Source organism: Streptomyces sp. AB3(2024) (genome assembly GCF_041862025.1).
Classification (GTDB): domain Bacteria; phylum Actinomycetota; class Actinomycetes; order Streptomycetales; family Streptomycetaceae; genus Streptomyces.
The window spans coordinates 16,780-29,101 of sequence record NZ_JBGWAB010000028.1; the positions used below are offsets into that span (position 1 = coordinate 16,780).

The window sequence follows — 12,322 nt, forward strand, 5'->3', positions numbered from 1 at the left end:
GTTCCCGCTCGCCGCCTGCTCGTCCCGTCGGGCGGGACCGGAAGCCCGGCCCCGCCCGACGGCCGGGGTCAGGCGCCGTCGCGGGCCTGGGCGCGCAGGGCGCGGGCCAGGTCGTCGCGGGACTCCAGGACCAGCCGCCGCAGCGCGGGCGCCGCCTCCGGGTGACCGGCCAGCCAGGCGTCGGTCGCCGCGACCGTGGCCGGGGAGTCCTGCAGCATGGGGTAGAGCCCCTTCACCACGTGGATCCCGATCTGGATCGAGCACTGCGTCCAGATCCGCTCGATCACCTCGAAGTACCGGTCGGCGTAGGGGGCGAGCAGGTCGCGCCGCGAGGGCTGCTGCATCCCGTCGATGGTGGCCTCGACCAGCGCGTTCGACAGCGCGTCCGATTCGACGACCGCTGCCCACGCCTGGTCCTTGACGGCCGCCGACGGCCGCGCCGCCAGGCACCGCACCTGGTGCCGCTTGCCCGACGCCGTGTCGTCACGGGCGAGTTCCGCGCCGAGCACGCCCTCGTCCACCGACCCGTGCGCCGCCAGCGGCAGCAGGAAGTCCCAGCGAAGCTCCTGGTCGACGTCCAGCCCGTCGATCCGGGCCGTCCCGTCGAGCATGCCCAGCAGCAGCTGGAAGTCGCCCTCGGTCGCCGCGCTCGCCGCGAAGAACCGGGCCCAGGTCAGCTGGTGCTCCGACCCCGGCTCGGCCAGCCGCAGCTCGTGCAGGGCTCCCGCCGCCAGGTCCCGGCCGCTCTGCTCGCGCCGCCCGTCCGCCGCGTAGTGGGTGACCGCGCTCAGCGCCTGCCCGTGCAGCATCTGGAGCACGCCGACGTCGGTCTCCCGGCCGGCGTGGGCGAGGAACAGCGAGAGGAAGTCCCGGGCCGGCACCAGCGCGTCGCGCGTCAGGTTCCACAGCGCCGACCAGCACAGGGCCCGGGCCAGCGGGTCCGTGAGGTCGCCCAGATGGCCGCGGAGCGTCTCCAGGGAGGCCTCGTCGAAGCGGATCTTGCAGTAGGTGAGGTCCTCGTCGTTGACCAGGACCAGGTCGGGACGGTCCAGCCCGGCCAGTTCCGCGACCGCCGTCCGCGCCCCGGCCACGTCCGCCTCGGCCCGCGCGTAGCGCACCAGCGCGCCCGCCTCGATCCGGTACAGGCCCACGCAGACCCGGTGCGGGCGCAGCTCGTCACCCTCCTGGAGGACCGCCAGTTCGGTGATCCGGCCGTCCGCGTCCGTGCCGACCACCGGGGTGAGCGCGTTCACGCCGGCCGTCTGGAGCCAGGCCCGCGACCACTCCGCCATGTCCCGCCCGGAGACCTCCCCGAGCACCGACAGCAGGTCGTCCAGGGTGGTGTTGCCGTAGGCGTGGGCCTTGAAGTAACGCCGCGCGCCGTCCAGGAACGCCTCGCGGCCCACGTACGCCACGAGCTGCTTGAGGACCGCGGCGCCCTTGGCGTACGTGATCCCGTCGAAGTTCAGCTTGGCGTCCTCCAGGTCGCGGATGTCGGCCGTGACCGGGTGCGTGGAGGGGAGCTGGTCGGCCCGGTACGCCCACGCCTTGCGGCTGTTGGCGAAGGTGACCCAGGCCTGGTCGAAGCGGGTGGCCTCGACGAGCCCGAAGGATCCCATGAAGTCCGCGAAGGACTCCTTCAGCCACAGGTCGTCCCACCACTTCATGGTGACCAGGTCGCCGAACCACATGTGCGCCATCTCGTGCAGGATGACGTTCGCGCGCCGCTCGTAGGACGCCTGGGTGACCTTCCCGCGGAAGATGTACTCCTCGCGGAAGGTCACCATCCCCGGGTTCTCCATCGCGCCCAGGTTGTACTCCGGGACGAAGGCCTGGTCGTACTTCCCGAAGGGGTACGGGTAGTCGAAGATCTCGTGGAAGAGGTCGAAGCCCTGCTTGGTGACGAGGAAGACGTCGTCCGCGTCGAAGTGCTTGGCCAGCCCCTTGCGGCACATGGCGCCGAGCGGGATCGTCAGGTCCCCACGGGTGTAGGTGTCCGTCACGTAGTGGTACGGCCCGGCGACCACGCAGGTGATGTACGTGGAGATGGGCGCGGTCTCGGCGAAGCGCCTGACCTGCCCCTCGCGGGACTCCTCCGCGCCGTTGCTCCACACCCGCCAGCCCTCGGGCGCGGCGACCTCGAAGCGGTAGGGGGCCTTCAGGTCGGGCTGCTCGAAGTTGGCGTACACCCGGCGGGCGTCCGCCGGCTCGTACTGCGTGTAGAGGTAGACCTCGCCGTCCTCCGGGTCCACGAAGCGGTGCATGCCCTCGCCGGTCCGGCTGTACGCGCAGTTCGCGTCCACCACCAGGACGTTCTCGGAGGCGAGCCCCTCCAGGGCGATCCGGGCCCCGTCGAAGACGGCGGCCGGGTCGAGGGCGCGGCCGTTGAGCGTGACGGAGTTGACCGAGGGGGCGATCAGGTCCGCGAAGGAGGCGGCGCCCGGCGTCGCGGCCCGGAAGCGGATGGTGGTCACCGAGCGGAAGGTCCGGGGGCCTTCGGCCGGTTCGTCCTCGTCCACGGCGGACCTCAGGTCGAGGGCCACCTCGTACCCGTCGACGGACAGCAGTCCGGCCCGCTCGCGGGCCTCGTCTCGGGACAGGTTCTCTCCGGGCACGTGCACTCCTTCGTGCGTGATCGTGGTCTTCGGTTCGAATCCTCCCACGGGGGAATGGGCGCGGGCCCGGCCCGGTTGGCCTGGGGGATGACTGGTGAGCAACGCTTTGGCTGACTTGAGGAGAGACATGGCCGACACGCAGGTGCGCGAGAAGACCCCCGTCGACTTCTGGTTCGACCCGCTGTGCCCCTGGGCGTGGATGACGTCGCGCTGGATCCTGGAGGTCGAGAAGCTCCGCGACATCGAGGTCCGCTGGCACGTGATGAGCCTGGGCGTGCTCAACGAGAACAAGCTCGACGAGCTGCCCGAGGCCTACCGGGAGATGCTCGGCCCCCAGGCCTGGATCCCGGTGCGCGTGGTGACCGCCGCCGAGCAGAAGTTCGGCAAGGAGGTCACCGGCAAGCTCTACACGGCGCTCGGTACCCGCATCCACAACGAGGGCCGCGGCAACACCCCCGAGGTGATCGCCGAGGCGCTGGCCGAGGTCGGTCTGCCGGCGGAGCTCGCCGGGTTCGGCCTGAAGGACACCTTCGACGCGGAGCTGCGCGCCTCCCACGAGGACGGCATCGAGCGGGTCGGCCAGGAGGTCGGCACCCCGGTGATCTCCGTGCCCGGCGCCGACGGCAAGGACGTCGCCTTCTTCGGGCCGGTCGTCACCCCGGCGCCGCGCGGCGAGGCCGCCGCCCGGCTGTGGGACGGCACCCTGCTCGTGGCCTCCACCCCGGGCTTCTTCGAGATCAAGCGCACCCGCGACAAGGGTCCCAGCTTCGAGTAGTCCGCCGGGACCGCATGACGCAAGGGACCCCCGTGAGTCACGTCCTCACGGGGGTCCTCCGCTGTACACGCCCGCCGGTGAAGGCTGAGAAGACGATCACGAGGCGGACGGGTTCGGGGAAGCGGCGATCAGCCCTTGACGGGGATCAGCAGCGGGGTGTTCGCCTTGGCGTCGGCGTAGCGCTTGGCCACGTCCTGCCAGTTGACGACGTTCCACATGGCCTCGATGAAGTCCACCTTCTGGTTCTTGTACTGCAGGTAGAAGGCGTGCTCCCAGGCGTCGAAGACGAGGACCGGCACGGAGGCCTGGCCGACGTTGCCCTGGTGGTCGTAGATCTGCTCGACGATCAGACGGCCGCTGATGGGCTCGTACGCGAGCACGCCCCAGCCGGAACCCTGCGTCGCGGAGGACGCGAAGGTCAGCTGCTTCTTGAACTTGGCGAAGGAGCCGAAGGACTCGGTGATCGCGTCCGCCAGGTCGCCCAGGCCGTCGGCGGCGGTGGGCTCGCCGCCGCCCTCGCCGGTCTTCGGGCTGGCCATGTTGTGCCAGTAGATGCTGTGCAGGATGTGGCCGGAGAGGTGGAACGCGAGGTTCTTCTCCAGGCCGTTGAGCGCGCCCCAGTTCTCCTTGTCGCGCGCCTCCTCCAGCTGCTCCAGCGTGGTGTTGGCGCCCGCGACGTAGGCCGCGTGGTGCTTGTCGTGGTGCAGTTCGATGATCTGCGGATTGATCACCGGCTCCAGCGCCGCGTAGTCGTAAGGAAGCTCAGGAAGCGTGTAGATGGCCATGCGTGTGTCCGGTCCCCTCGGCGTGCCAATCGCTAATTGCAATTAATGCGCAACTGCACGCTAGCAGTATCTATTCCACGCTTCGAGTAAGGGTCGCCTCTCTTGAGCGGACCTCCGGAACGCCGGAGGCCGGGCTCATGCGATCGCATGAACCCGGCCTCTGACGTGCCGTCCGACGGGGGTGTTACATCGGAACGGAGCCTGTGGAGCCCTCGCGGGCGGCGGTCCGGCGCTGCACGGCGTACCCGGTCGCGGCCAGGGCCACGGTCAGCCCGCCGGTGAACAGGACCTGCACCCGGGTGTCCTCGCCCAGGGCCATCAGCACCAGCACCCCGGCGACCCCGGCCAGCGCCACCCAGGTCAGGTACGGGAAGCCCCACATCTTCACGACCAGCCGCTCGGGAGCCTCCCGCTCCAGGCGCCGGCGCAGCACGAACTGGGAGACCGCGATGAAGCCCCAGACGACGAGGATGACCCCGCCGACCATGTTCAGCAGCCAGGCGAACAGGGTGTCCGGGTACCAGTAGGAGAGCAGGACGGTGACGAACCCGAAGCCGCAGGAGGCGAGCACCGCCCGGCGCGGCACGCCGCCGGTGGCCTTCCCCAGGGCCCTGGGGCCCTGGCCCCGGGCGACGAGGGAGTGGGCCATGCGCGAGGAGCCGTAGATGTTGGCGTTCATCGCGGAGAGCAGGGCGATCAGGATGACCACGTTCATGATCTCGCCGGCGGCCGGGATGCCCAGGTGGTCCAGGGTGGCGGCGTAGGGGCCGACCTCGGTGACCGCGGGGTCGTTCCAGGGCAGCAGGGTCACGATCATCAGCATCGAGCCGACGTAGACGACCGCGATCCGCCACATGGTGGTCTTCACGGCCTTGGCCACGCCCCTGACCGGGTCGTCGGACTCGGCGGCGGCGATGGTCACCGTCTCCAGGCCGCCGTACGCGACGACCGAGGCGAGCAGGCCGACCAGCAGGCCGTCGACCCCGTTGGGCAGGAGGCCGCCGTCGCGGACCAGGTTGGCGGCCCCCGGGGAGGAGGTGCCGGGCAGCAGGCCCAGGACGGCGAGGGTGCCCAGGCCCAGGAAGAGGGCGATGGCCCCGATCTTCAGGGCGGCGAACCAGAACTCGAACTCGCCGAAGCGCGAGACGGCGCCCAGGTTGCTGCCGCAGAAGACGGCCATGAAGACGAGCACCCACATCCACGAAGGGGTGCCGGGGAACCAGCCCGTCATGATGTGCGCCGCACCGATCGCCTCGATGGCCACGCCCACGCACAACAGGATCCAGAACATCCAGCCCGCCGTGAAGCCGGCCCACGGGCCGATCGCCCGGTCGGCGTGCACCGAGAAGGAGCCGGAGGCGGGGTTGGCGGCGGACATCTCGCCGAGCATCCGCATCACGAACATCACCAGCAGCCCGGAGACGGCGTACGCGAGCACGATCGAGGGCCCCGCCGCCGCGATCCCGGCGCCCGAGCCCACGAAGAGCCCGGCGCCGATGACCCCGCCGAGGGCGATCATCGAGAGGTGGCGCTGCTTGAGGCCGTTGCCCAGGGGGGATCCGGCGGGGGCCTGCTGCCCTGGGGGCGGCGCGAGGGTGCTGCTGCTCTGGCTCATGGGGGTGTGCCTGTCCGGTGTGCGGCGTGTGCGGGGGTTGGTGCGAAGGGCCCCAGTGTGCCGAGTGTCCGCTCACCGGACGTTCTTTGTCCGGTATTCGGACGTGCGATTCACGGATCGTGATCACGTCCGTACGCTCGCGGCAGACCGGGCGGGCCGCGCCCGGCGACGCGCCGAGAGGGGCCGCACCATGGACCGGACCGCGACACCACTGCCCGCCACCGGCCGGGGCGTCCTCGTCACCGGCGCCTCCCGGGGCATCGGCCGGGCGATCGCCGCCGCGTTCGCCGCGCAGGGCGACCGGGTCGCCGTGCACTGCTCCGCCCGCGGGGCGGCCGCCGAGGAGACCCTCGCCGCACTGGAGGGGGAAGGGCACGCACTGCTCGCCGCTGACCTCGCGGACCCGGCCCGCGTCGCGGAGCTGGCGGACGCGGCCGACGCGGCGCTGGGCGGGGTGGACGTACTGGTCAACAACGCCGCCGTGATGGTCGGCCACCCCCTGGCGGACACCTCCTGGGAGGACTGGCAGGAGGCATGGCGGCGCACGGTCGACGTGAACCTCCTCGGCGCGGCTCACCTGAGCCACCGCGTCGCCCACCGCATGATCGGAGCCGGCCGCGAGGGCCGCATCGTCAACGTCGGCTCCCGCGGCGCGTTCCGCGGCGAACCCGACCACCCCGCCTACGGAGCCACCAAGGCCGCGCTCCACGCGCTGGGCCAGTCCCTGGCCGTCTCCCTGGCCCCGCACGGCATCGCGGTGGCCTCCGTCGCCCCCGGGTTCGTCGCCACCGAACGGGTCGCCGGCCGCCTGGAGGGCCCCGAGGGCGAGGCCATCCGCGCCCAGAGCCCCTTCGGCCGGGTTGCGGACCCCGCCGAGATCGCCTCCGCCGTGCTCTACCTGGCCTCCCCGGCGGCGCTCTGGAGCTCCGGCACCGTCCTCGACGTCAACGGGGCCTCCTACCTGCGCACCTGAGGACGGCGAGGACCCCCGCGCCACGGCGCGGGGGTCCCGGTATCCGCTCGTCCCGCGCGCGTACGGGCGTACGCGCGCACGGCTACGCCCTGTCGGCCGCCACCGTCCCGGCCCGGCGCTCGCGCACCTCCCGCAGCCACGCCACCAGCAGCACCACGGCCGCCGCGCCCGAGGACCACAGCAGCTGCGGTCGCGCCGAGTCGTCGAACAGCATCAGCACCAGCACCGCCGCCATCCCCAGCAGCGCCGCCCACGTCAGGTACGGGAACAGCCACATCCGCAGCGTCAGCCGCTCCGGCATCTCCCGCTCCAGGATCCGGCGCAGCCGCAGCTGCGAGACCGCGATCAGCGCCCACACGAACAGCAGCACCGCGCCGACCGCGTTGAGCATGTAGAGGAACACCGTGTCCGGCCACAGCAGGTTCAGCACGACGGACACGAACCCGAAGGCCACCGAGGCGAACACCGCCCGGCGCGGCACCCCGCCGCCGGACACCTTCAGCAGGGCCCCGGGTGCCTCGCCGCGCTCGGCCAGGGAGAACACCATGCGCGAGGAACCGTAGAGGTTGGCGTTCAGCGCCGACAGCAGCGCCACGAACACCACGATGTTCATGATCTGCCCGGCGGCCGGGATCCCGATGGAGTCCAGCACCGCGACGTACGGGCTCTCGCCCGGCTTCAGCGAGTCCCACGGCAGCAGCGTCACGATGACCAGCATCGAGCCGACGTAGAAGAAGAGGATGCGCCACACCGCGCTGCGCACCGCGCGGGCCACCGAGCGGGCCGGGTCGTCCGACTCGGCGGCCGCGATCGTGACGACTTCCAGGCCGCCGAAGGCGAAGATCACCGCGAGCATGCCGGCGACCACCCCGCCGAAGCCGGCCGGGAAGAAGCCGCCGTGACCGGTCAGGTTGGCCGCGCCCACGGGGTCCGTGTCGGAGAGCAGGCCGAAGATCGCCAGGGTGCCCAGGACCAGGAACAGGACGATGGCCCCGACCTTGAGGGCCGCGAACCAGAACTCGAACTCGCCGAAGTTCTTCACGGCCGCCAGGTTGCTCACGGTGAAGACCACCATGAAGATCAGCACCCACACCCACTGGTCGACCGAGGGCATCCAGCCGTTCGCGATCTTCGCGGCGCCGGTCGCCTCCACGGCGAGCACGACGACCAGCAGGAACCAGTAGAGCCAGCCGGCCGAGAAACCGGCCCAGCGTCCCAGGGCCTTCTCCGCGTACACGGAGAAGGAACCGGAGGCGGGCATCGCGGCCGACATCTCGCCGAGCGCCCGCATCACCAGCATCGCGAGGACGCCCGCGAGCAGGTAGGAGCAGATGATCGCGGGTCCGGCGATGCCGATGCCGGCGCCGGAGCCGACGAAGAGCCCGGCGCCGATCACGCCGCCGAGGCCCAGCATGGTCAGGTGGCGCTGCTTGAGGCTGTGACTGAGGGGTTCCGGGGGCAGGTCGCCCGCGGTGACGTTCGGGTCGGGCAGGTGGTCGCGCATGAGGAGATGCTCGTACTCTCGGTCGGCCAAGCGGCGCTGGCGGCTGCACGGGGGATTGGCGGGAACCTACAGTCTGGCCGGAGGACACCCGCAGGAGCAAAAAGGACGTGTGGTCGAATGTGGCCCGTGACGAGGATCACTCCGACTCGGGTGTAGGGGCGGGTCTTTGTCCGGTCTCCACCAAACCGGGGAGTATGCCTTTGTCTCGCCCGGCGGTGGGGCGGCGCCACGGCCGGCCGTAGCCTCACGGTGTCCTGTCGATCACCACCTCGCGGAGCCCCCCGATGAGCACTGCTTCCGTCTCCTTCCGGCCCGGCGCCGTCCTCGCCGACCTGCTGCCCGCGAGCCGCGTCCGCGACATCGCGCTCGTCGTCGGCGGAGCCGCGCTCACCGGCCTCGCCGCGCAGATCTCGGTTCCCGTTCCCGGCTCGCCCGTACCGGTCACCGGCCAGACCTTCGCCGCGCTGCTCGTGGGCGCCGCCTTCGGCGCCCGCCGCGGCTTCCTCTCGCTGGCCCTGTACGCCCTGGTCGGCATGGCCGGCGTGCCGTGGTTCGCGGGCGGCACCTCCGGCGCGGGCGGCGCCTCCTTCGGCTACGTGCTCGGCATGCTGCTCGCCGCCACCGTCGTCGGCGCGCTCGCGCGGCGCGGGGCCGACCGCTCGGTGCCGCGCACCGCGGGCACCATGGTGCTGGGCTCGGCCGTCATCTACGCGGTCGGCGTTCCGTACCTGATGGCCGCCACCGGCATGTCCCTGAGCGCCGCCGTCGCGGCGGGCCTGGTCCCGTTCCTGATCGGCGACGCCCTCAAGGCCGCGCTCGCCATGGGCGCCCTGCCGGCCGCCTGGAAGCTGGCGGGCCGCCGGGGCTGAGCCCCGTACCCGCTCCGCTGCACAGCAGCCCCGGACCGCGCTCGCGGTCCGGGGCTGCTGTGCGTGCCGGGAAGGCTAGGCGTCGACGGCGTCGGCGACGGCGGCGTCGGCTTCCACGCCGGCCTTGCGGCGCAGCGCCGAGCGGAGCACGCCGATCACCACGACGACGGCGGCGACCAGCAGCGAGAGCAGGACGGTCTCACGGTTGTCCTTGTCGTAGACCATGTAGCCCAGGACGAAGGTGATCATCGCGGCGGTGGCCCAGGTCAGGTACGGGAAGAGCCACATCTTCACCGTCACCTTCTCCGGCGCCTCGCGCATCAGGATCCCGCGCATCCGCAGCTGGGTCAGGCAGATCACCAGCCACACGAAGAGCGCGATCGCACCCGAGGAGTTCAGCAGGAAGCTGAAGACCGTGTCGGGGGAGGTGTAGTTGAAGTAGACCGCGGCGAAGCCGAAGACGACCGAGCCGAGGATCGCGGTCACCGGCACGCCCCGCTTGCTGACCTTGGCGAAGGCCTTGGGCGCGTCACCGCGCTCACCGAGCGAGAAGGCCATGCGCGAGGCGGTGTACAGGCCCGAGTTCAGGCAGGACAGGACGGCCGTCAGGACGATCACGTTCATGATCTGGCCGGCGTGCGCGATGCCGATCGAGTCCAGGGCCGCGACGTAGGAGCCCTTGTCGACGATCGACTTGTCGTTCCACGGCAGCAGCGTGAGGACGATGAAGATCGAGCCCAGGTAGAAGACGCCGATGCGCCAGATCACCGAGTTGGTGGCCTTCGTGACGGCGCGGCGCGGGTCCTCGGACTCGCCGGCGGCCAGGGTGACGATCTCGCTGCCCATGAAGGAGAAGACGACCATCAGCACACCGGTGAGGACCGAGCCCCAGCCGTTCGGCATGAACCCGCCGGCGTCGGTCAGGTGGGCGAAGCCCGCGCCCGGGTTGTCCGAGCCCGGCAGCACGCCGAAGACGGCGAGCATGCCGACGATCACGAAGGCGCCGATGGCGACGACCTTGATGCCCGCGAACCAGAATTCGAACTCGCCGTAGGAGGCGACGGAGCCGAGGTTCGTGACGGTCAGGACCGCCATGACGATCAGGGCCCAGCCCCACTGCGGGACGGCCGGGACCCAGCCTTCGAGGATCTTCGCGCCCGCGGTGGCCTCGACGGCCAGCACGACGACCCAGAAGAACCAGTAGAGCCAGCCGATGGAGAAGCCGGCCCAGCGGCCCAGCGCCCGGTCGGCGTAGGCGGAGAAGGAGCCCGAGTTCGGGCTCGCGGCGGCCATCTCGCCCAGCATCCGCATGACGAAGACGACCATGGCGCCGACGAGCAGGTAGGACAGGAGGATGGCCGGACCGGCCTTGGCGATGCCTCCGCCGGAGCCGACGAAGAGGCCGGCGCCGATGACGCCGCCAATGGCGATCATGGACAGGTGCCGGTTCTTGAGACCGGCCTTCAGACCGTCGGAGGGCTTGGCGGATCCGGGTTCACCGGTCGGGTCGCCTGCCTTCTGAAGGGTCGTCGTGGTGCTCATGGACGATTCCTTAGGTTCTCGGGTTTCGAGTTGCGGCATTCAAACCTGATTTCCGGCCAGTGCGGAAGACCTTCTTCCGATAGTTGCCTGAGGCCCGGAAGTCGCGATCAAGCTCCCGACCCGTCCCGTCTGGGTTCTTTGGGTTTACTTGAGGTTTAGAAGTGACATACGCGACACCCTCTGAGGATCTTCGAGGGCCCTCGTGCCACACTCGACCCATGCGCGTGTATCTCGGATCCGACCATGCCGGCTTTGAGCTCAAGAACCACCTGGTGGACTGGCTCAAGAACAACGGCCACGAGCCCGTCGACTGCGGGCCCCACATCTACGACGAGGTGGACGACTACCCGCCCTTCTGCCTCCGCGCCGCCGAGCGGACCGCCGCGGACGAGGACAGCCTCGGCATCGTGATCGGCGGCTCCGGCAACGGCGAGCAGATCGCCGCCAACAAGGTCAAGGGCATCCGCGCCATCCTGGCCTGGAGCGTCCAGACGGCCGAGCTGGGCCGCGAGCACAACAACGCCAACGTCATCTCCGTCGGCGGCCGCATGCACACCGAGGACGAGGTCGTCGCCTTCATCGACGCCTTCCTGAAGACCCCGTACTCCGGGGCGGAGCGCCACACCCGCCGCATCGACATGCTCACCGCCTACGAGCAGACCGGCGAGCTCCCCCCGATCCCCGCCCACCACCCGCAGGACCAGTAGGCAGGTTCACCGGTGAGACGCCGCGCCGCCGGACCCCGTCCGGCGGCGCGCCCCACCCGGACGTACGTAGGAGCAGTGCCGTGCCCGAGGGGCATACGATCCACCGCCTCGCCCAGGACCACACCGAGCGCTTCGCCGCCCGGCCGGTCCGGGTCAGCAGCCCCCAGGGCCGGTTCGCCGAGAGCGCGGCCCTCCTCGACGGGCGCGAGCTGGAGAGCGCCGAGGCCCACGGCAAGCACCTCTTCCTCGAACTCGGCGACGCCTGGATCCACGTCCACCTCGGCCTCTTCGGCAAGCTCGGCTTCGGCCCCGCCCCCGCCCCGCCGGCCACCGACACGGTCCGGCTGCGGCTGCTCAACGAGGACCACTACGCCGACCTGCGCGGCCCCACCGCCTGCGCCATCGTCGACGAGGGCGAGAAGAAGGCGATACACGACCGGCTCGGCCCCGACCCGCTGCGCCCGGCCGACGACCCGGACGGCGCCTGGAGGCGGATCTCCCGCTCCCGCACCACCGTCGCCGCCCTGCTCATGGACCAGAAGGTGGTCGCGGGCGTCGGCAACGTCTACCGCGCCGAGGTCCTCTTCCGGCTCGGCATCGACCCGTACCGGCTCGGCAAGGACCTCTCGCGGAACGAGTGGGACGCGATCTGGAACGACCTCGTGACGCTGATGCGCGAGGGCGTGCGGAACAACCGGATCGACACCGTGCGCGACGAGCACCTGCCCGATGCGATGGGCCGCCCGCCGCGCGTGGACGACCACGGCGGCGAGGTGTACGTCTACCGGCGCGCCGCCATGCCCTGCCACGTCTGCGGGAGCGAGATCCGCACCGCCGGCCTCGCCGCCCGCAACCTCTTCTGGTGCCCCGGCTGCCAGTCCCGCTGACCGCCCGCGGCCTCGTCCCGCCGACCGCCTGCGGCCCCCCCCGGCCCGCC

At 71.2% G+C, this 12,322-nt stretch carries 10 protein-coding genes; 5 read left to right on the plus strand and 5 right to left on the minus strand.

Features of this window, described 5'->3' with window-relative positions; genetic code table 11:
• Positions 1-68: 68 nt before the first annotated feature.
• A complete protein-coding gene (pepN, locus tag ACEPPI_RS14480; protein WP_373915634.1) occupies positions 69-2,615 on the minus strand; it encodes an aminopeptidase N in 2,547 nt (848 codons plus the stop codon).
• A gap of 127 nt (positions 2,616-2,742) precedes the next feature.
• On the opposite strand from pepN, the gene ACEPPI_RS14485 reads away from it, so the two are divergent.
• Positions 2,743-3,390 carry a DsbA family protein gene (locus ACEPPI_RS14485; protein WP_373915635.1) on the plus strand — a complete coding sequence of 216 codons (648 nt, stop codon included), beginning with the start codon at positions 2,743-2,745 and terminating at the stop codon, positions 3,388-3,390.
• Between the two features lie 128 nt (positions 3,391-3,518).
• Here ACEPPI_RS14485 and ACEPPI_RS14490 read toward each other — a convergent pair whose 3' ends face one another.
• Together ACEPPI_RS14490 and ACEPPI_RS14495 are read right to left on the minus strand one after the other, a co-directional pair.
• Positions 3,519-4,175 (minus strand): superoxide dismutase, encoded by a 657-nt coding sequence (locus tag ACEPPI_RS14490; protein WP_030229612.1) that lies wholly within the window; start codon positions 4,173-4,175, stop codon positions 3,519-3,521.
• A gap of 184 nt (positions 4,176-4,359) precedes the next feature.
• The gene (locus ACEPPI_RS14495) at positions 4,360-5,790 is read right to left on the minus strand and encodes an amino acid permease (protein ID WP_373915636.1); all 1,431 of its coding nucleotides are present in this window, start codon (positions 5,788-5,790) and stop codon (positions 4,360-4,362) included.
• 190 nt (positions 5,791-5,980) lie between these two features.
• Between ACEPPI_RS14495 and ACEPPI_RS14500 the strand changes: the two genes are divergently transcribed.
• Positions 5,981-6,763 (plus strand): SDR family NAD(P)-dependent oxidoreductase, encoded by a 783-nt coding sequence (locus ACEPPI_RS14500; RefSeq protein WP_373915637.1) that lies wholly within the window; start codon positions 5,981-5,983, stop codon positions 6,761-6,763.
• An 82-nt stretch (positions 6,764-6,845) separates the two neighbouring features.
• On the opposite strand, the gene ACEPPI_RS14505 is transcribed toward ACEPPI_RS14500, so the two are convergent.
• Positions 6,846-8,267 carry an amino acid permease gene (locus tag ACEPPI_RS14505; protein ID WP_373915638.1) on the minus strand — a complete coding sequence of 474 codons (1,422 nt, stop codon included), beginning with the start codon at positions 8,265-8,267 and terminating at the stop codon, positions 6,846-6,848.
• A gap of 284 nt (positions 8,268-8,551) precedes the next feature.
• Between ACEPPI_RS14505 and ACEPPI_RS14510 the strand changes: the two genes are divergently transcribed.
• On the plus strand, positions 8,552-9,136 hold the full coding sequence (locus ACEPPI_RS14510) for a biotin transporter BioY (protein ID WP_373915639.1): 585 nt from the start codon (positions 8,552-8,554) through the stop codon (positions 9,134-9,136).
• A gap of 75 nt (positions 9,137-9,211) precedes the next feature.
• On the opposite strand, the gene ACEPPI_RS14515 is transcribed toward ACEPPI_RS14510, so the two are convergent.
• Positions 9,212-10,678 (minus strand): amino acid permease, encoded by a 1,467-nt coding sequence (locus ACEPPI_RS14515; protein ID WP_373915640.1) that lies wholly within the window; start codon positions 10,676-10,678, stop codon positions 9,212-9,214.
• A 218-nt stretch (positions 10,679-10,896) separates the two neighbouring features.
• On the opposite strand from ACEPPI_RS14515, the gene ACEPPI_RS14520 reads away from it, so the two are divergent.
• On the plus strand, positions 10,897-11,385 hold the full coding sequence (locus tag ACEPPI_RS14520; RefSeq protein WP_373915641.1) for a ribose-5-phosphate isomerase: 489 nt from the start codon (positions 10,897-10,899) through the stop codon (positions 11,383-11,385).
• An 80-nt stretch (positions 11,386-11,465) separates the two neighbouring features.
• On the plus strand, positions 11,466-12,272 hold the full coding sequence (locus ACEPPI_RS14525) for an Fpg/Nei family DNA glycosylase (protein WP_373915642.1): 807 nt from the start codon (positions 11,466-11,468) through the stop codon (positions 12,270-12,272).
• The last annotated feature ends 50 nt before the right edge of the window (positions 12,273-12,322 follow it).